Source organism: Pseudomonas veronii, from assembly GCF_001439695.1.
GTDB lineage: Bacteria > Pseudomonadota > Gammaproteobacteria > Pseudomonadales > Pseudomonadaceae > Aquipseudomonas > Aquipseudomonas veronii.
On the sequence record NZ_JYLL01000046.1, the window covers coordinates 1 to 26067 of the forward strand.

The window sequence follows — 26067 nt, forward strand, 5'->3', positions numbered from 1 at the left end:
CAATCTGACTTTTTGGTCCATAGGGGACTCTCGATTCCATGACATGGCCAGTTACCTCCTGGCCATGATTAATACATGTAAACGATGTCTCCGGTTTCAAACGTAAAGGATGTCTCCGGTCTGTACCGGGGCAAGCCCCCTCCCACATGGGTCATGCGGCGTTGTGGCTATCGTTGAAGATCCAACCCTCACACTGAAAGTCGCTTTACTTACCCACGCCACGCCCGAATGGCAGGCAGCACAGCAATCCTGAAGCCGACACCGATCCAAATGTGGGAGGGGGCTTGCCCCCGATAGCGGCAGATCAGTCAACCGTGTATTGCCTTCACTCCGCTATCGGGGGCAAGCCCCCTCCCACATGGGTCATGCGGCGTTGCGGCTATCGTTGAAGATCCAACCTTCGTGCTGAAAGCCGCTTTACTTACCGACACCACCCATCCGCTAAATTTGTTTCAAAACTTGACGCATCTAGCGCCATCCACCATATTGATAGTTAGCAAACTAACTGTATGCGAACGATCCAGTGCCCAAGACCCTCGAACAACTCCAGATGAACCTCAGCAGCAGCATGGTGGTGGGCGCCCGTAATTGGCGCAAAATCTGCCAGAACACGCTGGTGAGCTACGGTATTTCCGAAGCCTGCGCCGTGCCGTTGCTGATGATCGGCCGCCTGGGCGACGGGGTGCATCAAGTCAAAGTGGCCCAGGCTTCGGGGATGGAAAGCCCGTCGCTGGTGCGCCTGCTCGACCAACTGTGCAGCGGCGGCTATGTGTGCCGCAGCGAAGACACCCACGACCGCCGCGCCAAGGCCTTGAGCCTCACCGCGCGGGGCCGTGAGCTGGTACAGGCGGTGGAGGCGCAACTGGTGCGCCTGCGCCGCGACGTGCTGGCCGATATTGCGCCTGCGGACATGGAGGTTGCGCTGCGCGTGTTGCGCGCCTTCGAAGTCGCGCATCAATACCCTGTGGTTGCAGCATCTTGAGAGGATTTTTTACCGGCATGCCGCCGGCCAAGGACTGGTTCTACGGGGTACGCACGTTCGCGGCGTCGATGATCGCGTTGTACATCGCCATGCTCATGCAAATGCCGCGTCCGTACTGGGCGATGGCCACGGTGTACATCGTCTCCAGCCCGTTTGTCGGACCGACCAGTTCCAAGGCGCTGTACCGTGCGATCGGCACCTTCATGGGCGCGGCGGCGGCGGTGGTGTTCGTGCCGATGTTTGTGCAATCGCCCTACCTGCTGGTGGTGGTGATTGCATTGTGGACGGGCACCCTGCTGTTTCTCTCCATGCACCTGCGCACCGCGAACAACTACGCCCTGATGCTGGCCGGCTACACCTTGCCGCTGATCGCCTTGCCGGTGGTGGATAACCCGCTGACGGTGTGGGACGTGGCTGAAGCGCGCACCGAGGAAATCTTTCTTGGCATCGCGGTGGCGGCGGTGGTCGGCGCAATGTTCTGGCCGCGGCGCCTGATGCCGGTATTCGATGGCTCGGTGGCCAAGTGGTTCAGCGACGCCCAGGTCTACAGCCAGCGCTTTATGAGCCGCAACGTGGCGCGCGACGAAGTCAGCGCCTTGCGCGGCGGCATGGTCGCCACCTTCAACACATTGGAATTGATGATCGGCCAGTTGCCCCACGAAGGCGCCCGGCCGCAGACGGTGCGCAACACCAAGGAACTGCGCGGGCGGATGATCCACCTGCTGCCGGTGGTGGATGCGCTCGACGATGCGCTATACGCCATCGAACACCGTGCGCCGGAGTTTCTCGAAACGCTCGCGCCGCTGTTGGAGGCCACGGATCAGTGGCTGCAAAGCACCACCGAGTCGGCCCCGTTGGAGCGCTGGCGCACCCTGCGTGACCAACTCGACGCGCTGCAACCGGCAGGCGAAGCGCTGGACGACCGCCACACGCTGCTGTTCTCCAACGCCCTGTATCGCCTGGGTGAGTGGATCGACCTGTGGCAAGACTGCCGCAGCCTGCAGGCCGCGATCCAATGCGAGAGCCAGGACACCTGGCGCGCCGTTTACCGCCACTGGCGCCTGGGCCGCCTGACGCCTTTTCTCGACCGTGGCCTGATGTTCTACTCGGCGTTTTCCACCGTCACTGCGATCATCGTCGCCTCGGTGCTGTGGATTCTGCTGGGCTGGACTGACGGCGGCAGCGCCGTGATCCTGGCAGCCGTCGCCTGCAGCTTCTTTGCGTCGATGGACGACCCGGCGCCGCAGATCTACCGGTTCTTTTTCTGGACCGCCATGTCGGTGCTGTTCGCCAGCCTGTATCTGTTCCTGGTGCTGCCCAACCTGCACGATTTCCCCATGCTGGTGCTGGCGTTCGCGGTGCCGTTTATCTGCATCGGCACACTCACGGTCCAACCGCGTTTCTACCTGGGCATGCTGCTGACGTTGGTGAACACCTCGTCGTTCATCAGCATCCAGGGCGCCTATGACGCCGACTTCCTCAACTTCGCCAATGTCAACCTGGCCGGGCCCGTGGGCCTGCTGTTTGCCTTTGTGTGGACGCTGATCGCGCGGCCCTTCGGTGCCGAGTTGGCCGCCAAGCGCCTGACCCGGTTCACCTGGCACGACATCGTCGGCCTGACCGAACCGGCGAACCTGGCCGAACAACGGCACCTGGCCGCGCAAATGCTCGACCGCTTGATGCAGCACCTGCCGCGCCTGGCCATCATCGGCCATGACACCGGCGTCGCCCTGCGCGATTTGCGCGTGGCGCTGAACCTGCTCGACCTGCTGGCCTACTCGCCACGGATCTACGGCGTACCGCGGGTGTTGCTCGGCCAAGTGGTGGAAGGCGTCGGCGCTTACTACAAGGCCTGCCTCAAGGCGGGCCGACGCTTGCCTTCGCCCAGCGGCCTGCTGATGACCCTCGACCGCACGCGCCGCGCCCTCAACGGCCAAGGCCTGCAAGACGAAGACGACACCCGCCTGCATCTGTTGCATGCCCTGGCGGGTCTGCGTCTGGCGCTGTTGCCCGGCGTGGAATTGATTGGCGGCACCGAGACCGAGGCGCCGCTGCCTGATGGAGCGCCTTTATGATCGGTGATCTGGATATCAGCGGGGTGTTCCTGCCCACGCTGCTGGTGCTGATGGGCATTGCTTACGTGTTGTTTCTGCTGGTGCACGGGTTGTTGACCCGTCTGCACTTTTATCGCCTGGTCTGGCACCGGGCATTGTTCAACGTGGGGCTCTACGCGCTGTTGCTGGGCGCGGTGGACTCACTCAGTCGATACCTGATGACATGAAAAAACCTTTTTTGACCATCGGCCGTGTCGTCCTGACGTTGTTGATCGTGAGCTTCGCGGTCGTCGTCGTATGGCGCATGGTCATGTACTACATGTTTGCGCCCTGGACCCGTGACGGCCACATCCGTGCCGATATCGTGCAGATCGCCCCGGACGTGTCCGGGCTGATCCAGCGCGTCGACGTGCGCGACAACCAACTGGTGAGCAAAGGCCAGGTGCTGTTCGCCGTCGACCAGGACCGCTTCAAACTGGCCCTGCGCCAGGCCCAGGCCGCCGTGGCCGACCGCCAGGAAACCCTGGCCCAGGCCCAGCGCGAGTACAAGCGTAACCGTGGCCTGGGCAACCTGGTGCCGAGCGAGCAACTGGAAGAAAGCCAGTCCCGCGTCGCCCGTGCCCAGTCGGCCCTGGCCGAAGCGCAAGTGACGGTGGACTCGGCGCAACTCAACCTCGACCGTTCGGTGATCCGCAGCCCGGTGGACGGCTACGTCAACGACCGTGCGCCGCGCACGCAGGAGTTCGTCACCGCCGGGCGCCCGGTGCTGTCGGTGGTGGACAGTAACTCCTTCCATATCGACGGCTACTTCGAAGAGACCAAGCTCGACGGCATCCACGTCGGCATGGGCGTCGATATCCGTGTGATTGGCGACGGCGCCCGCCTGCACGGCCATGTGCAGAGCATCGTCGCCGGTATCGAGGACCGTGACCGCAGCAGCGGCGCCAACCTGCTGCCCAACGTCAACCCGGCGTTCAGCTGGGTGCGCCTGGCCCAGCGGATTCCGGTGCGTATCGCGTTTGACGAGGTGCCGGCGGACTTTCGCATGATCGCCGGGCGCACCGCGACGGTGTCGATCATCGGCGACAAGCCCAAGGACGGAGCCCAGCCATGAAGCAGATTTTGGCAACCGCGGCGCTGGGTGTGCTGTTGTCAGCCTGCCAGGTGGTCGGCCCGGATTATCGACTGCCGGACAAGGCCGCCATGAACCGTGGCGACCTGCAAGGGCAACTGGCGGGCGAGGGCGCTAACGTGGTCTCGGCGCCGGTGCCGGCGGACTGGTGGAAGCTGTACAACGACCCGCGCCTGGATGAACTGGTGCGCCAGGCCATGGCTTCCAACACCGACCTGCGCGTCGCCGCCGCCAACTTGCAGCGGGCGCGCTATCAGGTGCAGGAGGCTGAATCCGTCGGCGGCTGGAGCGCCGGCGCCAAGGCCGAAGCCCAGCGCCTGCAAGAGTCCGGCGAAGCGTTTTTACTCTCGGAAAAAGTCCCGGTGGGCAACATCGGCAGCGTGGGGATCACCACCTCGTATCAATTCGATCTGTTCGGCACCTTGCAGCGCGGCATCGAAAGCGCCCAGGCCAGCGCCGACGCAACCCAGGCCGCGGCCGATATTGCGCGGATCACCCTGGTCGCCGATGTGGTGCGTTCGTACACGCAAGTCTGCGCGGCCAACGAAGAGCTGGCGATCGCCAACGAATCCCTCGACCTGCAAGCCCAGAGCACGACGTTGACCCAGCGCCTGCGCGACGCCGGGCGCGGCGATGAAACCCAGGTCACCCGCTCGCAGACCCAGTACAAATCCTTGCGCGCCGACATGCCGCGCTACGAAGCTGCGCGCCAGGCCGGGCTGTTTCGCCTGTCGATGCTGCTGGCCAAGCCGGTGGCGCAACTGCCGGCGGGCACCGGTACGTGCGCCGAACTCCCGCACATCGCCCAACTGCTGCCGGTGGGCGATGGCGCGACGCTGCTCAAGCGTCGCCCCGATGTGCGCCAGGCGGAACGCCAACTGGCCGCGGCCACTGCGCGCATCGGCGTGGCCACGGGCGCGCTGTACCCGGACATCAGCATCGGTGCCTCGGTCAGCACGGTCGGGTTGCTCGAAAATCTCGGCACGCCGGCCACCAACCGCTGGGGCTTTGGCCCGATGATCAGTTGGACCGTGCCGACCAACGGCGCCCGCGCGCGCATCCACGAAGCCGAAGCGGCGACCCAGGGCGCCCTCGCGCACTTCGACGGGGTGGTGCTCAACGCCATCCGCGAAACCCAGACCGGCCTGGCGCAGTACACCGCGCAGTTACAGCGCCGCGATGCCCTGGCCGAAGCCGACGCATCGGCCAAGGAAGCCGCAGACCAGACCCACCGCTTCTTCCAGGCCGGCCGCGCATCGTTCCTCGCCGACCTGCAAGCCACGCGCACCTACACCGATGTGCGCGCGCAACTGGCGGCGGCCAACACCCAGGTTGCCATGAGCCAGATCGATCTGTTCCTGGCCCTGGGCGGCGGCTGGGAAAGCGGACGAACGCAAGCCTCACAGCCCGGCAAACCCTGAGCAGCTAGCTATGCTTTGACAAGCGGGCCGCCATGCTTTTTGACCGGCAGAGGGCCCGCCTGACACAGCTCGCGTTTGCTCATGGGGATTCCAATAATGAAAAACCCTTATGCTCCCGCTTTCTGGTGCGTGTGCTTCGCACTGGTGTTGTTATCGGCGGCCTACTTCTACGGCGTCATGCTCGCTCACCGAATCGACACGGCCATGGTGTTTCTCGACAGCGCCTGCCTGGTGATCGGCACCTTGTCCATCGGCGTCGTCGCCTGGGCGTCCTACCAAAACCAAAAGGTGAAGAAAAAACTCCTCGAACAAGGCAAGACCCGCGTCGCGATCTGGGACACCAAGGTCGCCCTGCGGCGGGTCGAAACCGTGTTCGACCGCTATTTCTGGGGCAGCTATTGGCAGCCCGGGCGCACCTTCCAGGAAGTCATGGGCGACCTGACCGGCACGCCCCTGGAAAAAAGCCTCGAGACCCTGAAAAAACAATGCGTGCTGCTGGATCGGCAGGTCGCCGACGGTAGGCATTGGCTGAATAATGCGCGGGAATTGTCCGATGTGGCCACGCAGATGGCCCGCGAGCGCTACCAACTGGACTTCTGCGACCCCAAGGTCGATACCCCCGGTAATGCCGTGATACACCGTGAATTCGAGGTGTTGGTGTACACCTGGACTGCCCGGTTGAAGAGTTTCGACCACCAGTTGGACGAGATCGAAACGGAATATTCCTGAACTTGCGTGGAACTGATCCCTCTGAAAGTCTGGGCCGTTCGCGGCCGCCAGTGCTAATCTTCCCCCCGTTTTTCGGCGGGCTTGAGCCAACCTCACTCGGGGTTCAAGGAAGACAGCCCACTTCTCACAGGATTTGATCAGGTCACCTCATGAATAAGCCAGCAGTCGTTCTTTTGGGTTTTGTTGTCGCCGTTGGCGTCGTCAGTGCAGGCGGCGCCTGGTACACCGGTAAGCAACTGGAACCGGTGCTGCAAACCGCGATCCAGAACGCCAACAAGGAACTGAAGACCTCCATGGCCGGCGTCGACGGCACGATGGCCCTTGAGCTGGTGTCCCTGGAGCGTGGCGTATTCAGCAGCACCGCCCATTACCGCCTGAAAGCACAAGGTGCGGTCTTCGGCGAAGACAACCCGAACCCTGAATTGCTGTTCGTCGACCATATCGAACACGGCCCGCTGCCGTTGTCGCGCCTGGTCACGCTGAAGTGGCTGCCGGTCATGGCCACCAGTCACTATGAGTTGGAAAAGAACGCCACCACCGAGAAGTGGTTTGCCGCCGCCAAAGACGTGTCGCCGCTCAAGGGCGTGGCCAACATCGGCTACAGCCTCTCGGTCAACGGCAACGTCGAATTGCTGCCCCTGGCGTTCAAGGACGACAAGTCGTCGGTGAGCTTCTCCGGTGCCAACCTGAACTTCGACAGCAGCGCCGAAGGCAAGAAGGTCAAGGCCGACGGTTACATGAACAGCCTCAAGGTCGCCGTCGTCGACGCCAATGGCTCGCCGTTCGAAGCCGAACTGGCCGGGCTGACAGTGGCCAGCAACCTGGAAAAATCCACGTTCGGTTTCTACACCGGGCAGAACACCGTGGAACTGACCGACACCAAGCTCACCATGGGCCCGCAGAAGGCCGTGCTGACCCTCAAGGGCTTCGAGCAGAAAGACACCAGCGACACCAAGGACAACAACCTGGCCGGGCGCGTCGATTACAAGATCGACGAGATCGGTTACCAGGGCAAACCCGTGGGTTCGGCCGCCATGGCCCTGAGCATGAAGAACGTCGACGTGCCGTCGATGCTGGTGCTGACCAAGCTCTATCAGGACAAGATGGCACCCGTGCAGGCCGCTGCTGCCGCCGGTGAACCGGTACCCGAGCTGCAACTGAGCGACGCCGAGCAGGCCCTGGCCGATACCAACGTCAACCAACTGCTGGCCGCCAAGCCGCAAGTGGCGGTGGAAAACCTGTCGCTGAAAACCACCCGTGGCGAAAGCAAATTCAGCCTGGTCGTGGACCTGGCCAAGCCAAGCAGCATGGAACTGCCACCGCTGGAGCTGGGCAAGCAGATCATCGCATTGCTCGATGCCAACCTGAGCCTGTCCAAGCCGATGATCGCCGACGTTGCCGCCCTGCAAGCGCAGCTCGGTGGTGTGACCGACCCTGAAGCCATCGAGCAGCAATCCGAGATGGCCAGCGAGATGATCAGCGGCATGGCCGTCGGTACGCAACTGGCGACCCTGGTCGGCAGCGACGTGGTGTCCAAGCTGCACTACGCCAACAACGAAGTGACGTTCAACGGCCAGAAGATGACGGTTGAGCAATTCCTCTCCTTCGTCATGTCCAAAGTCGGTGCGATGGGCGGCGCGCAGTAAAAATATTCTGCTGCGGTCAGAAATAAAAAAAGCGGGGGCGGGTTTGCGGGTGAAACGGGTCAAATAGTCGCCATGGCGATTGGCTGAAGCCCCGTTATCTTCGGTAAGTCCGCCGCCACATTGATTTTTTTCAGGATGTCGGGCAATTCTGAACAATTGTTCTGAATTGGACTTTTTCCTATTTTCTTGAGGGATAGTTCCCACAGGAAAGCTAGGCCGGGTCCCGAGACGCCGGCACCCTGCAGCAAATTGCTCAGGACCACCTATCGTTACAGCTTTCCGTGTGTAAGGAAGCTCGCGATATGTTGCCAAACCCTCCACTCAGTGCATCAGGCCGGTTGCGACTGCTCATCGGGGTCGCCTTGTGCAGTCAGTTGCTGATGCCCACCTTCGCCGTGGCCGACCCGGCCTATGACGCCCTGATCATTCAGGCGCGCAACGGCAACTTCACCCCCGCGCTGACCCAACTGCGCCAGTTGCCTGCCGAACGGCAGACAGCGGGCCAGGTCAGCGACCATCTGGTGATCGCCGGGTGGGCCGGCCAGGACGCCGAAGTACTGAAGGTGTACGAGGCCCAGGGCCAGAATCGCAACCTCACGCCCCAGGCGCTCGCCACGGTGGCGCGCACCTATCGCAACCAACAGCAGTGGGCCAAGGCCGAGGCGGTGTATCGCCAGGCGTTGCTGCGTGAACCGAACAATACCGACCTGCAACTCGGCCTGGCGTTGACCCAGGCCGACGGCGGCCAAGCCAGCGAGGCCGTGCAGCGCACCCGCGCAATGGTCGCGGCCAAGCCCGACGACCCCAACCGGCGCATGGCCCTGGGCTACGCGCTGACCCGCGCCGGCTTGAATTACGACGCCCTGTTCGAGTTCGACCAAGCGTTTATCCGCGCCGGCGACAAGCCTGAAGTTGCCCGTGAATACATCGTCGCCCTGCAAAAGGCCCGCCTGCCGGAGCCGGCCTTGCGTCTGGCGACCCAGCGCCCGGGCCTGCTCGACCCCGTCACCCAGCGCCGCCTCGAAGGCGACCTGGCCGCCGAACGGGTACGCATGGCCGAGTTCGCCACGCGCACCGAGAAAGAACGCTACGTGATCGCCGACCGCGCCCTGCAGGACTACGACAAATTGCTCACCCGCTGGACCCCCGATGCCAGCGCCCATGACGACGTGGTGCGCTGGCGCATCGACCGCCTGGGCGCACTCAAGGCCCGGGCGCGCACCGCCGAGGTGATTCGCGAGTACGAAACCCTCACGGCCGAAGGCGTGCAATTGCCGACCTACGCAGTGCGCTGGGTGGCGGCGTCCTACCTCGACCAGCGCCAGCCGGAAAAGGCCGAGCCGCTGTATCGCCAGGCACTGAGCGCCACCGACGCCGAGCCCGATGACCGGGTCGAAGACAGCACGGCCTTGTTCTACGCCCTGCAGGAAAGCGACAAAGGTGTCGAAGCCCGCAAGGTCGCCACTACCCTCGCCGACAACCAGAAACCGCGGGTCGAACTCAAAGGCCTGCCCATCGGCAACCCCAACGATGCATGGATGGATGCCCAGCAACTGTCGGCGCAGTCCGGCGTGTACGGGGGCGATCTGCCGGGCAGCGAAGCCGGCCTGGAAGCCCTGGTGGCACGGGCTCCGGGCAACGTCGGCCTGCGCCTGGCCCAGGCGGACATGTACCGCGCCCGCGACCTGCCACGGCGCGCCGAAGCGACCCTCAAGGAAACCGAAGCCCAGGTGCCGCGCGACATCAGCCTGGAAGTGTCCCAGGCCTACACCGCCATGGATCTGCAGGAGTGGCGCCAACTCGACGTGCTCGCCGACGACGTCATCGCCCGCAACCCCGACAGCCGCCAGGTGCAGCGTCTCCAGCGCCTGCGCAACGTCCACGACATGGCCGAAGTGCGCGTCGAGGCCTACACCGGCAAAAGCTATGGCGGCGGTAATAACGGTGACGTGGGCGCGGTCACCGGCAGCCGTGACTGGGGCATTGAAAGCGTGATCTACACGCCGCCCATCGATGAAGACTGGCGCCTGTTCGCCGGCGCCGGCTACGCCACCGCCGACTTTTCCGAAGGCACCGGCCAGCACCGTTGGCAGCGCGTGGGCGTGGAGCGGCGGACCCGCGACATGACCCTGGAAGCCGAGGTGTCCAACCACTCCTACGGCTTTGGCTCCAAACAAGGCGCGCGCGTGTCGATCGCCCGCGACATCAACGATAACTGGCAATACGGCGGCAGCCTCGATTACCTCTCGGCCACCACACCGTTGCGTGCGCTGAATGCCGACATCACGGCCAACGGCGGCAGCGGCTTCATCCGCTGGCGCGCCAATGAAAGCCGTGAGTGGAAGCTGTCCCTCAGCCCGTCCCACTTCAGCGACGGCAACGACCGCATCGAAACCTTGCTCACTGGCCGCGAGGGCATCTACAGCTCGCCGGGCGTGCAAGTGGACCTGGGCCTGGAAGTCAGCGCCAGCCACAACAGCAAGGCCGACACGGTGTACTTCAACCCGAAGTCGGACTTCAGCGTGTTGCCCACCGTCACCGTCAACCATGTGCTCTATCACCGCTACGAGACCCAGTGGAGTCAGCAGTTCCAAGTCGGAGCGGGTACGTATAGCCAGAGGGATTATTCCACCGGCGGTGTCGGCTTGATCGGTTACGGCCAACGCTTTCGCTGGAACGACGTTCTCGAAGCCGGCGCCAACCTGAGCCTGATCAGTCGACCCTATGACGGTGATCGCGAACGCGATCTGCGCCTGCTCGTCGACCTCACTTACCGTTTCTAGAAGAGCCTGACCATGACTGTCCTCAGCCGTTGCTTGCTGGTCCTGGGTGTATTGCTGGCCAGTGCCTGTGCCCAGCAGCCCGCCCCTTTCACTCCACCCGCCGAGCGGCCGACCCCGGCCAACGAAGTGCCGTGGCCGAAAAACCATTTCCTGGGCATTGCCTATCACGACGTCGAGGATCGCGACCCCGACCAGGCGGTGGTGGCGGTGCGTACCGAACGTTTGATCGAGCAGTTGGCCTGGCTGCGGGAGAACGGTTACCAGGCGGTCAGTGTCGACCAGATCCTCGCGGCCCGCCGTGGCGGTCCGGCGCTGCCGCCGAAAGCCGTGATGCTCAGCTTCGATGATGGCTATTCGAGCTTCTATACCCGCGTGATGCCGATACTGCGGGCCTATCACTGGCCGGCCCTGCTCGCGCCGGTTGGCACCTGGATCGACACGCCGATGAACCAACCGGTGGACTTCGCCGGCTCACCGCGCCCGCGGGGTGAGTTCCTGACCTGGGCGCAGATCCGCGAAGTGTCCCGCTCGGGTCTGGTGGAAATCGCCGCGCACACCGATGCCAGTCACAAAGGGATATTGGCCAACCCCCAGGGCAACCTGGAGCCGGCGGCGACCTCCCTGCGCTTCGATCCGGCCACCGGCCGCTATGAAACCCAGGCGCAGTTCGAGGCGCGGATGCGCGCGGATGTCGTGGCGATCTCCAACAAGATCCGCAGCGTCACCGGCAAGGCACCGCGGGTGTGGGTATGGCCCTACGGCGCAGCCAAGGGCACCTCGCTGGCGATCGTCGGCGAGCAGGGCTATGAGATGGCCCTGACCCTGGAAGACGGCCTCGACAGCTCGTCCAACCTGATGAACAGCCCGCGCTTCCTGGTGGCGTCCGACCCGGACGGCGAACATTTCGCCAACAGCATCGTCGCGGTGCAAACCCAGGCACCGCTGCGGGTGCTGCATGTGGACCTGGACAACGTCTACGACCCGGACCCGGCCCAACAAGCGCGCAACCTCGACCAACTGGTGCAGCGCGTGGTGGACATGGGCGCGGGCACCGTGTTCCTGCAAGCCTTCGCCGACCCCAAGGGTGATGGCCTGGTGCATCAACTGTACTTCCCCAACCGCCACTTGCCGGTGCGTGCCGACCTGTTCAACCGTGTCGCCTGGCAGTTGCACACCCGTGCCCATGCCAGCGTGTATGCCTGGATGCCGGTGCTCAGTTTCGCCCTCGACCCCAAGCTGCCGCGCGTGACCCGCTGGGACCCGGAGACCGGCAAGGTCGGCCTCGACCCGGATCAATACCAGCGCCTGTCGCCGTTCGACCCGCAGGTGCGCAAGATCATTGGCGAGATCTATGAGGACCTGGCCCGTAACAATGCCATCGACGGCGTGCTGTACCACGACGATGCGCTGCTGTCCGACTTCGAAGACGCCAGCCCCGCCGCGCTCAAGGTCTATGCCGCCAACGGCCTGCCCGCCAGCATCGCGGCCCTGCGCGCCGACCCGGCGGTGATGCAGCGTTGGACGCGCTTCAAGAGTCGTTACCTGATCGACTTCACCCAGGAGCTGACCGCCAAGGTCCGCGCCATCGGTGGTCCGCAGGTGCAGACCGCGCGCAATATCTTCGCCGAGCCGATGCTCAACCCGCAGAGCGAAGCGTGGTTCGCGCAGAACCTCGACGACTTCCTCCAGACCTATGACTGGACCGCGCCGATGGCCATGCCGCTGATGGAAGGCGAGACGCTCAAGAATTCCAATGCCTGGCTGGAAAAACTGGTCGCCACGGTCAAGGCGCGCCCCGGCGCACTGGAACGCACCGTATTCGAACTGCAAGCCAAAGACTGGCGCACCAAGGCCGCGCCGGACCTGAACGGTGCGCAATTGGCCGAATGGATGGGCGTACTCAAACGCCAGGGGGTCACGAATTTTGGCTACTACCCGGACAACTTCCTGGAAAATTCCCCGGACTTGAAAACCGTGCGTCCGGCCCTTTCCAACCAATGGAACCCTTGACCATGTTCGATAGAATCCTGGCTTTATTCGTACTGGCGTTGGTATTGGGCGTGCCCCTGGGCTTGATCTTCCTGATCACCGGGCAATTCCTGATGGACTTCGTGTTCTTCTACCCGCTGTTCATGTCGGCGCTGTGGATCGCCGGCGGCCTGTACTTCTGGCTGCACTGGGAGCGCCACTGGCCGTGGGAAGAAGACACGCCGGCGCCGACCCTGGCCGGCAACCCGCTGATCTCGATCATCATCCCTTGCTACAACGAAGGCGATAACGCCGCCGAGACCATTCATGCGGCGCTGGGCCAGGTGTACCCGAACATTGAAGTGATCGCCGTCAACGATGGCTCCAAGGACAACACGGCAGCGGTGCTCGATGCCTTGGCCTTGGAGCATCCGCGCCTGCGGGTGCTGCACCTGGCGCAGAACCAGGGCAAGGCCGTGGCCTTGCGCATGGGCGCCGTGGCGGCGCGCAGCGAGTACCTGGTGTGCATCGACGGCGATGCGCTGCTCGACAAAAACGCGGCGGCCTACCTGGTGGCGCCGATGCTCGACAACCCGCGCCTGGGCGCCGTCACCGGCAACCCGCGCATCCGCACGCGCTCGACCTTGATCGGCCGCGTGCAGGTCGGCGAGTTCTCCTCGATCATCGGCTTGATCAAGCGCACCCAGCGTGTGTTCGGGCGGATCTTCACGGTCTCCGGTGTGGTGGTGGCGTTCCGTAAAAAGGCGCTCGACCGCGTCGACTACTGGAGCACCGACATGATCACCGAAGACATCGATATCAGTTGGAAGCTGCAACTCGATCACTGGAGCATCTTCTACGAGCCGCGCGGCCTGTGCTGGATTCTCATGCCCGAAACCGTCGGCGGCCTGTGGAAACAGCGCTTGCGCTGGGCCCAGGGTGGCGCCGAAGTGCTGTTCAAGAACATCCGTGGCATCTGGCAATGGCGGCATCGTTACCTGTGGCCGCTGCTGTTCGAATACTGCCTGTCCACCGGCTGGGCCTTCACCTTCCTGTTGTCGGTGATCTTCTGGGCCGTGGGTAAGTTCATCGTGCTGCCCCCGGCGATCGCGGTGGACTCCCTGGTGCCTCCGGCCTTTACCGGGCTGGTGCTGGCGATGGTGTGCCTGGTGCAGTTTGCCGTGAGCATCCTGATCGACCGGCGCTACGAAAAAGACCTGTGGAAAACCCTGTTCTGGACCGTGTGGTACCCGATGGTGTTCTGGCTGGTCAGCTTGTTCACCACATTGGTCAGTTTTCCCAAGGTGTTGTTCAAGCAGCATCAGAAGCGTGCGCGCTGGGTCAGCCCGGATCGCGGTATCAAACCTGTCAATAAGGACGCGAGATCATGAAACTGGTGAGAACTCGTCAAAACCCGGTGATGTGGGTTATCGATGTGGTGTTGACCCTGCTGGCCTGGGCCGGGCTGATTTGGTTGTTGGTGCGCGGCATTACGTCGATGCTGGACAGCCATGGTGGCCCGCGCCTGGAAGCGCCGATTTTCGCGGCGCTCAACACCCTGCAGATCTACCTGTGGATCGCCCTGTTCAACGCTGTGATCCTGATCAGTTGGGCGCGTTACCAGCAACGCAAGGGACGCAAGTTCGCCCAGCGCCGCGCCGAGGCCAATGCGCTCAGTGATAAGAACCTCAGTGAGAGCTTCAAGCTGGACGAGGGGGCCCTGGAGCAACTGCGCAGGCCGGGTGTGCTGGTCATCCACAACGACGAGCACGGCGGCGTCGAGGACGTGAAGTCGCATGTCTCCCGCGACGTGGAACGCCCGCCGCTGACCCTGGTGCCCGGCCAGGAAAAAGGCAAGGACATCGGCTGAAGGCCAGACCACGCCGCTCTTTGTGGTCGCTGTGGAGCCCCGGCGAGGCTCTACAGCGCCTCCAGCGGTTCTGCAGCATCAGGTTTGCCGCTCGTCGCCAATCGGTTTGCCCTGCAATCTCGATAAATGAGCCCTGGTTCACAAAACTCCTGCGAACTTTTCCGTCTTTCCCGGTACTAACCTAACTCGGCAATAACTTGATGGCCAAGTAGTGGCAATTAATAAGTTATTCGCTGAATCAACATCAAAATAGTTGCCGTTTGTCGGAATAATACTTCCGGTGAGCGCTTGCTTATCTGTTTTGATTATTTTTATGATTATAAATCAGTGTGTTGCAGAACTATCTAGAACTTTCGTGCAACTAATCCAGTTCCTTGGGTCAGCCGAAGTTCGATGTTAGTTTGCCGCGCCTTGATTTTCGACGGATCGAACATGTCTTTGTTATTGCCACGGACTCGGTATCTTCTGTGTACTTTGCTGCTCGCCTGGTTAAGCCTGAACAGCGCCACGGCCGCCCCCACGCCGGGCGATCAGGACCTGATCCGCGACCGCCAGAACCGCCTGCTCGACGAGCAGCGCCGGCGCCTCGACGAGCTCAAGGACCTGCCCGGCAAAGAAGCCAAGCCCCAGGCCCCGGCCACGCCCGCCGACAGCCGTTGCTTCCCGATCCGGGACATCACGCTCAAAGGCGCCGACAGCCTGCCCGCCACCGACCGCGAGCGCCTGCTCAAACCCTATGTCGGCCAGTGCCTGGGCGTGTCGCAGCTCAATGAACTGCTCAAGGTCATCACCGATTACTACATCGACAAAGGCCGGGTCACCAGCCGCGCCTACTTGCCGCAACAAGACCTTTCCAGCGGCCACCTCCAGGTGCTGGTGGTTGAAGGCAAACTCGAAGGACTCAAAGGCGCCCAAGGCAGCAGCGTGACCGATCGCGAGCTGGCCATGGCCTTTCCCGGCAAGGTCGGCGAGGCGCTCAACCTGCGCGAAGTCGAGCAACTGGTGGACCAGCTCAACCGCCTGCCCTCCAAGCAGGCGCAAATGGAACTGACCCCCGGCACCCAGGTAGGCGGCAGTGACGTCGTGGTCAAGAACACCCCGCAAAAGCCCTGGCGCGCCAGCCTGTCGCGCAACAACGACGGGCAGAAAAGCACCGGCGAACAGCAATGGGGCGCCGGCCTGGAGTGGGACAGCCCGCTCGGCCTGGCCGACCAACTGGTGCTGCGTGGCGGCCACGATGCTGTCAGCGACCACCAGAAAACCTCGAAAAACAGCATGCTCTACTACAACGTGCCGTGGGGCTGGTGGAACTTCAGTTACACCTACAACGAGAGCGACTACCGCACCTTTGGCGTGACCAACGACTACAAATTCAAGCAGAACGGCGACAACCAGAATCACCAGTTGCGCGCCGAGCGGGTGGTCCATCGTGACGATGTGAGCAAGACATCGCTGAACGTCGGCGTGGCGCACCTGCGCACCAACAACTACATCCTCGATACCCGTACCGCCTCGAGCAGCAACCGCCTCAGCGAATTGCAACTGGGCATCAACCACGGGCGCCGGATCGGCAGCGGGTTCGTCAACGTTGACCTGGGCATGCAGAACGGCATCGGCTTGCTCGATGCCCAGGCCCAGGACGAGCGCGATGACGCAGGCAATCGGCAGCCCAACGCGCGCTATCGCAAATACACCGCCACCGCCAGCTTCCTGCAGCCGTTCACGCTGTGGGGCGAGTCGTTCAGTTTTTCCAGCCTGGCCACCGGCCAACGCAGTGAAGACATCCTGTTCAGTCCACAGCGCATCAGCCTCGGCGGCTCCGCCTCGGTGCGCGGCTTCAAAGACCAGCAACTGAGCGGCGACAGCGGCGGCTACTGGCGCAACGACGTGCGCTGGGCGCGCCCGGTGACGCTCGATTGGCTGCGCCCGGCCTTTGCCGAATACGGCGCCAGCGTCGGCTACGACCAAGGTGTGATCAGCCACGGTCGCTACAACGACGACGTACACGGTCGGGTCTCGAGCAACTCCCTGGAGCTGTTCGCCCGGGGCAAACACGTCAGCACCAGCGTGACGTTTGCCCATTCTTTGGAACGCCCGGCAGTGATGAGCGAGCGCGAAGCGCCGATCTACTTCCGCATGGATTTCTTCCTGTAATTCAACGCCCCGTTACATCGAGAATTTGAAAATGGATGTTCGCCAATTTGCCTTCCTGGCCCGCCAACCTTCTGCCGCACTGAAGCCGCGCGACGCGTTCTTCGGCCTGCCCAAGCGCGGGCTGGCCTTGATCCTCGCCAACGCGCTGTTCTGGCAGCCGCTGCTGGCCCAGGCCGAGGGCATCGTGGTCAGCGCGCCCGGCACCACCGTCGGCGCCGCGGGCAATGGCGTGCCGGTGGTGAACATCGCCACACCGAACGGCAGTGGCCTGTCGCACAACCAGTTCAAGGACTACAACGTCGGCCCCAACGGCGTGATCCTCAACAACGCCAGCGGCGCGGTGACCAACACCCAGCTGGGCGGCTACATCGTCGGCAACCCCAACCTCAAGGGCGGCGCGGCCAGCGTCATCCTCAACGAAGTCAACGGCGGCAACCCCAGCCAGTTGCGCGGCTACACCGAAGTAGCGGGTCAGTCGGCCAAGGTCATCGTCGCCAACCCCTACGGCATCAGTTGCAACGGCTGCGGCTTCATCAACACCCCCAACGCCACCCTGACCACCGGCAAACCCGTCATCGATCCGACCGGTCAACTGAAAAGCTACCAGGTCGACGGCGGCGCGGTGACCATCGACGGTCAGGGCCTGAACGCGAGCAACGTCGACCGCTTCGAAATCATCACCCGCTCGGCCAAGATCAACGCGCAGATCAACGCGCGCCAACTCACTGTGATTGCCGGTCGCAATGACGTGGATGCACAAACGTTGAACGCCACCGCACGCGCCGATGACGGCAGTGCCAAGCCTGAGCTGGCAATCGACTCCAGCGCCTTGGGCGGCATGTACGCCGGCGCGATCAAACTGGTCGGCACCGAAGCCGGCGTGGGTGTGAAGCTCGACGGTACGTTGGCGGCGAGTGGTGGGGATATTCAGCTTGATGCCAATGGCCATTTGAGCATGGCGCAAACCCAGGCCACCGGTAACGTCAAGGTCACGGCGCAGAACGTCGACCTCACCGACAAGGTCTACGCCGCCGGCAACGTGCAAGTGACCAGCGCCCAGGCCCTGGTCAACCAGAAGAGTGTGGCCGCCGGCCAACGCATCGACATCAATGCGGCCACGGTCAACAATCCCGGCATCATCGAAGCCGGCGTCGCCGCCGACAACACCCGCAATACCACCGGCGACCTGGTGATTAACGCGCAAACCGTCACCACCACCGGCAACCTTCTGGCCAGCCGCAACCTGGCGATTACCGCCGCGCAGGCGTTGACCAACCAGGGTGCGATCATCCAGGCCAAAACCGTCGACGTCAGCAGCGCCAAATTGACCAACCAGGGCGCTACGGCACGCCTGTTTGGCGAACAAAGCCTGGCGCTCAACTCGCCGGCCATCGTCAACCTCGGCGGCCTGATTCGTTTTGGTGACGGCCAGGCCGCAAGTCTCAACAGCGCCTCGCTGGATAACCGCCAGGGCCGCATCGAAATGGCCGGCGGCAGCTTGGTGCTCACCAGTGCCGACCTCAACAACAACGGCGGACAAATCATCGCCAACAATCTGACCGTGAATGCGGGCAGCCTCAACAACCAGAACGGCGTAGTGGTCGCCGGCGCCACCACCGTGAACGCCACTGACCTGGATAACAGCCTCAAGGGCCTGATCCAGGCCGACGCCGGCGCGCTCACCCTCAACGTCACCAATGCCTTCAACAACAGCCAGGGGTTTGCCCAGGCCAGCACGGATCTGAACCTCAACGCCGGCAGCCTCAGCAGTAACGCCAATGGCGTGCTGAGCGCCGACACCGGCAAGCTTACCCTCGTGACTGCGCAACAGCTCAATAACGCACAGGGCCGTTTGCAGGCAGGCAAGGGCGATATTGAACTGCATGCCGCGAGCCTGGATAACCAGAGCGGCGTGATCGTCGGCAAGCAACTGTTGCTCGCCGCCGGTGACATCGACAACCGCGCCGGCACCGTGCTGGGCAACGCCGTCGATGTGACCGCCGGGACCCTCAACAACAGCGGTAAAGGCTCGTTGATCAGCGATGCCGGTGACGTGACGCTCAACATCAGCGACCTGCTGACCAACACCGGTGGCGCGATTGACGCTGGCGAACGCAGCGTGCTGGTCAAACAGCTCACCACCCTCAACAACAGCGGCGGCCTGCTGCGTGGCAAGCGCCTGGACATCACCGCGCAGCATCTGAACAACGATAACGGCCAACTGCTGGCCGGCAACCTCGGCCTGAACTACAGCGGCCAAGAGCTGAGCAACCGCAAAGGCCTGATCCTCAGCGGCGGCGCCCTCACCGAATTGACCACCGGCAGCCTGGACAACCAGGGCGGCACCGTGCAGGGCGATACCCTGACCGTCACCGCCGACTCGGTCGACAACGGCAACGACGGCCTGATGGCGAGCCTGATCGGCAATCTGCAACTGACCGTTGAAGCCCTGGCCAACCGCGGCGGCAAGCTGTTCGGCAAAGAGCAGGTGACCATTAGCGGCGCCACCCTCGACAACAGTGCGGGCGGCCAGCTCAGCGGCAATCAGCTCAACCTCACGTCACGCGACACCCTGACCAACCGGGGCGGCCTGATTGAGGCCAACCAGGGCCTGACCGTCGGTGGCGGCAACCTCGACAACAGCGCGGGTGGTCAACTGCGCGCCTTGAAAGGGATCACCAGCAGCATCAACGTCAGCGGCGCAGTCAATAACCAGAATGGCATTCTGGAGTTTGGCAGCCAGGGCTTCAGCCTCGACGCCGCCAGCCTGAACAACCAGTCCGGCCAATTGCAGCACGCCGGCAGCGGCCTGATGCGCGTCCACACCGCCAGCCTCACCGGCAGCCAGGGCAACATCAACGGCATGGGCACAGCCGACTGGGCATTCGGCAAGGTCGATGGTCTGGGCCGTGTGCAACTCAACGAAGTCATCACCTATAAAAGCAGCCAGGCGCTGGCGCTGAAAGCCGGTGACCGCATGGCCAGCGGCAAGGGCCTGGTCATCAACGTGGCCAGCCTGGATAACGGCGGCGAACTGCTGAGCGACGGTGACCTGAGCATCACCGCCGGCGACATGACCAACAGCGGCCGCGTATCGGCCCTGCAAACGCTCACCGTTACAGCCAATAACCTGAGCCAGAACGGCGGCCGTCTGGCCGGCACCGACACCCGTCTGAGCCTGACCGGCACCCTCGACAGCCTCGGTTTCCTCACCGCACGTCAGCAACTGGATATCGCGGCGGCGCAGATCAATAACCGTGGCACCTTGGGCGCCCAGGGCGCGGTGAACCTGACCGCCGTGAATGGCATCACCAACGCTGCCGATTCGCTGTTGTTCAGCGGCGGCGATATGACCTTGCGCAGCAATGGTTTCAGCAACCTCTATGGCGATGTCTACAGCAAAGGCAACTTGAGCTTCGCCGCACAGGATGGCGGGCGTGCCGTGCTGTTCAGCAACCGCTCCGGCACCGTGGAAAGCGAAGGCTCGATCGGTATCAATGCAGGCTTTATCGAAAACGCCAAAGATGCGTTCGAACTCGGGCAGACGCTTACCACAGGCAGCTTGAGTTGGATCTGTGGCCAGCACTGCGGCGAGAAAGACAACTGGGAAAAAGGCCTGATCACCATCTACGAGACGTACCTTGAGGCGGCGACCAAAGATTCGGTGGCGGCGCGCCTGGTGGCTGGCAAAAACATGCTGCTGCAAGGCGACAATGTGCAGAACCGCTACAGCCTGATGGCTGCCAATGGCGACCTGAGTATCACCGCCGGTGACTTGCTCAACCAGGGCGCCGCTACGCGCACGGGGCAGCGCAAGATTGTCGTCAGCACGCCAGGTCGCATTTCCGACGATTTGTTTGAAAGCATGCAATATGTCGATGTTCCCGCTTTCAATGCGGCCACGGCGGCTGGGCATTTCGATAAGGCGCGCTTCGAAGAACTGAAAAACCGCTCACCCAATAGCTTGCCTTTCGCCCACTTAAGCGACGTCACCACCTGGACCCCCAACGCCGGCCATGAGTACGACGCCACGCTTCAGGCCGGTGGTACGGTCGACCTTTCCAAAGTCACCCGAAAAACGCAAAACGGCACGCTGCACGAAAACACCCTGGCGCAACTGACCGGCACCCTCGGCGATGACCAGACCGGTGTCCCGGTCGGTGGCATCAACATCAACCTGAGCCAACACGCCAACAACCCCGGCGCCCAGGCGCCTGGCAGCGTACTGCCGGTGGTTACCCCTGCAGCGGGTGGCGGTTTCGTACCCGTTGACTACACCGGCGTGGCCTTCGCCCCGGTCGACCCCACCACCGCGCCCAACTTCCAGTTGCCCAAGGGCGAGTACGGCCTGTTCGTCAAAAACGCCGACCCCACCAGCCACTATCTGATCGAAACCAACCCGGAATTTGCCAGCCTCACCGGCTTCTTCAGCTCCGACTACATGCTCGGCAAACTCGGCTTCACCAGCGACAACGCCTGGCGCCGCCTCGGTGATGGCCAATACGAAAGCCGCCTGATCCGCGACGCGGTGCTCGCGCAAACCGGCCAACGCTTCCTCGCCGGCGGCCTGACCAGCGACGCCGACCAGTTCCGCTACCTGATGGACAACGCCCTGGCCAGCAAGGACGCCCTGCGCCTGAGCCTCGGCGTGACCCTCACCGGCCAGCAAGTCGGCGCCCTGACCCACGACATCGTGTGGATGGAAAACCGCGTGGTCGACGGCCAGACCGTCCTCGTGCCGGTGCTCTACCTGGCCCAGGCCGACTCGCGCAACGTACGCGGCAACAGCCTGATCCAGGGCCGTGACCTCAACCTGTTCACTGGCGGTGACCTGATCAACGTCGGCACCCTGCGCGCCAGCAACAACCTCTCCGCCGCCGCCGGCGGCAGTCTCTACAACGGCGGCCTGATCGACGCCGGCAACAACCTGAGCCTGCTGGCCCAGGACAGCATCCGCAACGCCATGGCCGGCGAAATTCGCGGCAAGCAAGTGAGCATGGCGGCGGTCAGAGGCGACATCACCAACGACAACACCGCCATCCAGGTGCGTGACGGCGCGGGCATGCGCACCCTCACTGACAATGGCACCAGCCTCATCGTCGCCCGCGAAAACCTGGCCATGAACGCCGGGCGCGACCTCATCACCCGAGGCGCCCTGGCAGGTGGCACCGACGTCACCTTAACCGCCGGCCGCGACATCAGCATCCTGCCCGTCAGCGACACCAGCGTGAAACACGCCTTCAGCGACGGCGGGCAAAAATCCAGCATCACCACCGACGTCAAAAACCTCGCCGCCAGCGTCACGGCGGGCGGCAACCTCAACATGAAAGCGGGGCAGGACGTCAACATCATCGGCAGTAATGCCACCGCCGGCAAAGACTTCAACATCGACGCCGGGCGTGACTTCAACGTGGCGTCGGTCAGCGATGTGCACAACGTCGAAGGCAAGGAGAAGCACGGCAAGAAGCGCATCAAAACCTCGGATGACCAGACCACCCAAGTGGCGAGCGTGCTGACGGCGGGCGGGGATTTTGTCAGCCAGGCGGGGCGTGACACCACGATCGTGGCGAGCAAGATCAGCGCGGGGAATGAGGCTTATCTGTATAGCGGGGATAAGCTGAACCTGCTGGCGGCGCAGAACAGCGCGCATACCTTGTATGACATGAAGGAGAAGGGTGGCTGGGGCGCGAAGAAGACCAAGCGGGATGAAGTCACCCGCGTCACGAATGTGGGGACTGAGATCAAGACCGGTGGTGATCTGTCGCTAGTTAGCGGCGGTGATCAGTTGTATCAGCGGGCCAAGCTCAACAGTGGCAAGGACCTGGCGATCACCAGTGGCGGCGTGGTGACGTTCGAGGCGGTCAAGGATCTGCACCAGGAGAGCCACGAGAAGAGCAAAAGTGACTTGGCGTGGACCAGCGCCAAGGGCAAGGGGAATACCGACGAAACGCTGCGCCAGAGTGAGTTGATGGCGCAGGGGGAGATGGCGATCAAGGCCGTCAACGGGCTGAAGATTGATATCAAACAGATCGATCAGAATACGGTTAGCCAGACGATTGATGTGATGGTCAAAGCGGATCCGCAGTTGGCTTGGTTGAAAGAAGCCGAGAAGCGTGGGGATGTGGATTGGCGGCAGGTGCAGGAACTGCATGATTCGTTCAAGTACAGCCATTCCAGCTTAGGCCAAGGAGCCATGCTGGCGATCATCATTGTCGTGACAGTTTTAACCGCTGGAGCCGCAAGCGGTGCGGTGGGCGCTGCAGCGGGTGCTAGTGCTGGGTCTGGTACGGCAATGGCTGCAGCAGGCAGTTCTGCAATGGTTTCGGCCGGTACGGCTGTAGGGACCGCGGCAGCTGGTTGGGGCAACGTCATGGCGACTGCTGCGTTAACTTCAGTTGCCAGTGGGAGCACCGTCAGCTTTATCAATAACGGCGGGAATATCGGTGCGACTTTTCAAGACATTACGTCAAGCAAAGCCCTGAAGGGGTACGCGACTGGGGCACTAGCGGCAGGTTTTACCGCTGGAGTGCTTGATCCGGCGTTCGGTGTAACGGGCGACAACGTCAATCACATTACAAAGGGGTTTGACCTCAGTTCCGCCTCTGACATTGGTAAGTTTGCCGCCTATTCGGGAGCACAAGGCGTTGCCCAAGCAAGTTTAAGCACTGCTATTCAAGGAGGTAGTTTTGGAGACAATCTCGGCAGTTCCCTGCGCTCGCAGTTGCAGAGCACGTTGCAAGCGGTCGCCTTTAACGCCGTAGGTGATTACTCGAAAGGCCAAAAATGGTCCGACTCGGGGCCTCAAAAAATCGCTCTGCACGCTCTGGTCGGTGGGCTGTTAAGTGAGGCTGGCGGGGGTAGTTTCGCTACGGGCGCTCTCGCTGCGGGAGCTAACGAAGCATTGGTAACCGCTCTAGCGAAAGTGGTAAATGGCGATCCAGCACTGTTGTTAGCTGCTTCGCAATTGGTCGGAATCGCAGCTGCTGGTGCAACTGACGGTGACGTGCAGAAAGGAGCTGAAATTGCGAAGAATGCCACCGCATATAACTATCTGAATCATCATGAAGTGGATGATTTGGTTAAGGATTTGAAAGGGTGCCGTGGGGCAGCCAGCCCGTCATCCTGCCGTAGCGATGTGGCTGCTAAGTACGCAGGAATCAGTGATAAAAAAACTGGTATTACACTGCTGAAGTGTGATGATCCTACAAGTTGTAATGCACAGCGTCTGGACGTGGAGGGGGGCAATGCGGCGCTGGATAAATATGACCAGAACGGCGGGCTAAACAAAGCAGAACAGTCTATCGTTCGTGGTTTCCAGGATAAAAACCAGGACGATACGCGTCTCGCCGTCCAGCAGACCATGAAGGGTGATCATGCCGAAATGGTTGGCATGATGTTTGGTGGCGGGGTGGGAGGCGCGACTAAGACTGCTGGGCGAATTGTTGAAGGCGCAGAGTTAGGGGTTGCAAAAGGGGTTGTAATCCCAAAAGGTTTTTCAAGTGCAGATGATTTCGTTCGCTTTGGCACAAATACGCGAGATGGTTTGGCACGTGCTGGCTATGAAAATGTAGAGCCAATTCTTCAAGGAAGTGCCGTAACAGGTAAAAGTTTTAAAACTGGGGAGGCATTTGACGTTGGCAGGGTGAGTGACTTCGATGTTGCGCTGGCAAGTCCAGAACTTTTGCAACGCGCTCAATCCTTAGGAATAGGTTTGAGGAGTGGCGGAACTCGTACGGGGCCGTTGAGTGCAAGAGACTTGCAAGCCCTTGGCCTGAAAGATTTTTCGAGTAAGATGAGCGCCCAAGCAGGACGCGAAGTTAATTTTATGATCTATGACTCTGCGGCAACAGCCGCAAGTCGTGCTCCGAGTGCGGTGTTACCGAAATGACTATTGTGTATGATCTCTATGGTGCGGAAAAATCATGTCTTCTGTCGGCGAGAAGTGATGTGGAAAGAGCGCTGGGAGAGATTTTTGAGGAAAGGGATAGCTCTTATCAAGGTGGTATTTACTATATGTGGGGTAGGAGTGATTCAGAGAATTTTGTTTTAAAATTGAATATTGATCCTTTGGACGGCGATCCAGTAGAGCAGAACTACGCTAGCTATAAAATCTTGCTCTATGTAAACGCTACAAATCGTTCAGCCGATATAGAAAAAGTGATTAGCCAAGGTGGTGGCTTTAAGTTGCTGAGGCATGAGGTTTTTTAAAGAACACCAAGGCTAGTCGGTGCAAAAGCGACTGTAAATGTGAGGTCGGCTAGTTTTGCTGATGAAGAAAAGCTGATTGGTCACTTTGAAAAACACGGTGCTGAATTTGGGGCAAAGTCGTCTACCGAATATTTGCAGGTGGGCAAGGACATTATGCAAGGCGGGGATAAGGTTCAGTATCTGTACAAGGGCGAAATGCGAACTGGCTACGTGCAGTTCATGGGTAATTCGTCCCGTGGAGATGCGAAGTATGGATTTGTAGGAACTAATTCTGATGGTGCCATCACTACAATCCATGTGGAAAGTGGTAAGAGTTTTTGGAAGATGTTGAATGGTGATCCTAAAGATAAAATTATAAGGCCTGTACCATGATTTATTCAGTGCTTGTTGATGGCGTCAATTCTGAAATAGAAGAGGAAGTCTCGATTGTTGTATGTGGTCAGCGGCTTACCTGCTTTGCAAGCTATCTTCCCTATCAGCTTGAGATAGGGCGAGTGTATCGGGCAGAGTTGTTGCCCATGGTTTTTGGTGAGTATATTGTTCAAGAGATTTCTCATGTCACACCCTCAGTCCTTAGAGAAGGTCCAGGCTATTCATACAGAATTATCGGCGAGTTGAGGGATGGCTGCTTGTGCTGTAGTGGGTTGACCTTCTGTGATGAGATTTTTCTGGCGGATTTTGGTTTCCTTGAGGGGAAGCTGATTTCATGGCGGGTCGATAGGTTAGACATTTCGTTTGTCTGAGTTTCCTTTGGTGCAAAAGAAACCGCAGCAATATCTAGTGAAGCAGCAAGTGTTAACGCTCAAGCTGCTTTGAGGGCAAAGCTTTCAGGCTTGCAGAAAGCACAGGAGAACGCGGCTGTTACGAAAACACTTCCTGATGGACGAATTCGGTATTACACACAGGAAGTCCCTGCTCGAACTGAAGGTGTTACTCGTGGTGCTTCGTTTGCCACGGAGAGGGGAAATAGGGGTCAGACCACGTTTTGCATTTATGGAGTTTTTGTGACTATTGTTCAGTCCTTTAAAAAGAGAGTTCTCCGAGGAGTGGTATGTCGTCCGAAGGCTGTTTTTTCTTAGTCTTATAATGGTGGTCTGACCCCTATTTCTCCAAGGAGACT

General features: G+C 61.4%; 16 protein-coding genes. All 16 read left to right on the forward strand.

From position 1 onward, the window contains the following. The first annotated feature begins 550 nt into the window (after positions 1-550). The 16 genes from TU80_RS29600 (at position 551) to TU80_RS29675 (ending at position 25690) form a co-directional block, all read left to right on the forward strand. A complete protein-coding gene (locus TU80_RS29600; protein ID WP_017845527.1) occupies positions 551-982 on the forward strand; it encodes a MarR family winged helix-turn-helix transcriptional regulator in 432 nt (143 codons plus the stop codon). After that, a complete protein-coding gene (locus tag TU80_RS29605; RefSeq protein ID WP_057006042.1) occupies positions 979-3057 on the forward strand; it encodes an FUSC family protein in 2079 nt (692 codons plus the stop codon). Before TU80_RS29600 ends, TU80_RS29605 begins: the two co-directional genes overlap by 4 nt. Next, positions 3054-3263, forward strand: a complete 210-nt coding sequence (locus TU80_RS29610) for a DUF1656 domain-containing protein (protein WP_046385111.1) — start codon at positions 3054-3056, stop codon at positions 3261-3263. The genes TU80_RS29605 and TU80_RS29610 overlap by 4 nt, the downstream gene beginning before the upstream one ends. Then, complete coding sequence (locus tag TU80_RS29615) at positions 3260-4150, forward strand: efflux RND transporter periplasmic adaptor subunit (RefSeq protein ID WP_017845524.1); 891 nt, start codon at positions 3260-3262, stop codon at positions 4148-4150. The genes TU80_RS29610 and TU80_RS29615 overlap by 4 nt, the downstream gene beginning before the upstream one ends. Further along, complete coding sequence (locus TU80_RS29620) at positions 4147-5589, forward strand: efflux transporter outer membrane subunit (protein ID WP_046385110.1); 1443 nt, start codon at positions 4147-4149, stop codon at positions 5587-5589. The genes TU80_RS29615 and TU80_RS29620 overlap by 4 nt, the downstream gene beginning before the upstream one ends. 96 nt (positions 5590-5685) lie before the next feature. After that, a complete protein-coding gene (locus TU80_RS29625) occupies positions 5686-6318 on the forward strand; it encodes a hypothetical protein (RefSeq protein WP_026139839.1) in 633 nt (210 codons plus the stop codon). A 149-nt stretch (positions 6319-6467) separates the two neighbouring features. Next, positions 6468-7964 (forward strand): YdgA family protein, encoded by a 1497-nt coding sequence (locus TU80_RS29630; RefSeq protein WP_057006043.1) that lies wholly within the window; start codon positions 6468-6470, stop codon positions 7962-7964. 302 nt (positions 7965-8266) lie between these two features. After that, positions 8267-10747: a poly-beta-1,6 N-acetyl-D-glucosamine export porin PgaA gene (pgaA, locus tag TU80_RS29640; RefSeq protein ID WP_057006045.1), complete on the forward strand. Its 2481-nt coding sequence runs from the start codon at positions 8267-8269 to the stop codon at positions 10745-10747. A 12-nt stretch (positions 10748-10759) separates the two neighbouring features. Further along, positions 10760-12757, forward strand: a complete 1998-nt coding sequence (gene pgaB / locus TU80_RS29645) for a poly-beta-1,6-N-acetyl-D-glucosamine N-deacetylase PgaB (RefSeq protein WP_057006046.1) — start codon at positions 10760-10762, stop codon at positions 12755-12757. A gap of 2 nt (positions 12758-12759) precedes the next feature. Further along, on the forward strand, positions 12760-14106 hold the full coding sequence (gene pgaC, locus TU80_RS29650) for a poly-beta-1,6-N-acetyl-D-glucosamine synthase (protein ID WP_046385106.1): 1347 nt from the start codon (positions 12760-12762) through the stop codon (positions 14104-14106). After that, positions 14103-14585 carry a poly-beta-1,6-N-acetyl-D-glucosamine biosynthesis protein PgaD gene (pgaD, locus tag TU80_RS29655; protein WP_046385105.1) on the forward strand — a complete coding sequence of 161 codons (483 nt, stop codon included), beginning with the start codon at positions 14103-14105 and terminating at the stop codon, positions 14583-14585. The genes pgaC and pgaD overlap by 4 nt, the downstream gene beginning before the upstream one ends. A 432-nt stretch (positions 14586-15017) precedes the next feature. Next, positions 15018-16739: a ShlB/FhaC/HecB family hemolysin secretion/activation protein gene (locus TU80_RS29660; protein ID WP_057006047.1), complete on the forward strand. Its 1722-nt coding sequence runs from the start codon at positions 15018-15020 to the stop codon at positions 16737-16739. A 31-nt stretch (positions 16740-16770) separates the two neighbouring features. Then, complete coding sequence (locus TU80_RS29665; RefSeq protein ID WP_234427162.1) at positions 16771-24627, forward strand: two-partner secretion domain-containing protein; 7857 nt, start codon at positions 16771-16773, stop codon at positions 24625-24627. Further along, positions 24624-24947, forward strand: a complete 324-nt coding sequence (locus TU80_RS32295) for a hypothetical protein (protein WP_079442592.1) — start codon at positions 24624-24626, stop codon at positions 24945-24947. Before TU80_RS29665 ends, TU80_RS32295 begins: the two co-directional genes overlap by 4 nt. 39 nt (positions 24948-24986) lie before the next feature. Continuing rightward, the gene (locus TU80_RS29670; RefSeq protein WP_057006048.1) at positions 24987-25319 is read left to right on the forward strand and encodes a hypothetical protein; all 333 of its coding nucleotides are present in this window, start codon (positions 24987-24989) and stop codon (positions 25317-25319) included. After that, on the forward strand, positions 25316-25690 hold the full coding sequence (locus TU80_RS29675; protein WP_057006049.1) for a hypothetical protein: 375 nt from the start codon (positions 25316-25318) through the stop codon (positions 25688-25690). The genes TU80_RS29670 and TU80_RS29675 overlap by 4 nt, the downstream gene beginning before the upstream one ends. Positions 25691-26067 lie beyond the last annotated feature (377 nt).

What these genes read in the sequence shown, in the direction of transcription:
- TU80_RS29600 (WP_017845527.1), top strand. Translation starts at nt 551, where the DNA reads ATGAACCTCAGCAGCAGCATGGTGGTGGGCGCCCGTAATTGGCGCAAA.
- TU80_RS29610 (WP_046385111.1), top strand. Translation starts at nt 3,054, where the DNA reads ATGATCGGTGATCTGGATATCAGCGGGGTGTTCCTGCCCACGCTGCTG.
- TU80_RS29615 (WP_017845524.1), top strand. Translation starts at nt 3,260, where the DNA reads ATGAAAAAACCTTTTTTGACCATCGGCCGTGTCGTCCTGACGTTGTTG.
- TU80_RS29620 (WP_046385110.1), top strand. Translation starts at nt 4,147, where the DNA reads ATGAAGCAGATTTTGGCAACCGCGGCGCTGGGTGTGCTGTTGTCAGCC.
- TU80_RS29625 (WP_026139839.1), top strand. Translation starts at nt 5,686, where the DNA reads ATGAAAAACCCTTATGCTCCCGCTTTCTGGTGCGTGTGCTTCGCACTG.
- TU80_RS29630 (WP_057006043.1), top strand. Translation starts at nt 6,468, where the DNA reads ATGAATAAGCCAGCAGTCGTTCTTTTGGGTTTTGTTGTCGCCGTTGGC.
- pgaA (WP_057006045.1), top strand. Translation starts at nt 8,267, where the DNA reads ATGTTGCCAAACCCTCCACTCAGTGCATCAGGCCGGTTGCGACTGCTC.
- pgaB (WP_057006046.1), top strand. Translation starts at nt 10,760, where the DNA reads ATGACTGTCCTCAGCCGTTGCTTGCTGGTCCTGGGTGTATTGCTGGCC.
- pgaC (WP_046385106.1), top strand. Translation starts at nt 12,760, where the DNA reads ATGTTCGATAGAATCCTGGCTTTATTCGTACTGGCGTTGGTATTGGGC.
- pgaD (WP_046385105.1), top strand. Translation starts at nt 14,103, where the DNA reads ATGAAACTGGTGAGAACTCGTCAAAACCCGGTGATGTGGGTTATCGAT.
- TU80_RS29660 (WP_057006047.1), top strand. Translation starts at nt 15,018, where the DNA reads ATGTCTTTGTTATTGCCACGGACTCGGTATCTTCTGTGTACTTTGCTG.
- TU80_RS29665 (WP_234427162.1), top strand. Translation starts at nt 16,771, where the DNA reads ATGGATGTTCGCCAATTTGCCTTCCTGGCCCGCCAACCTTCTGCCGCA.
- TU80_RS32295 (WP_079442592.1), top strand. Translation starts at nt 24,624, where the DNA reads ATGACTATTGTGTATGATCTCTATGGTGCGGAAAAATCATGTCTTCTG.
- TU80_RS29675 (WP_057006049.1), top strand. Translation starts at nt 25,316, where the DNA reads ATGATTTATTCAGTGCTTGTTGATGGCGTCAATTCTGAAATAGAAGAG.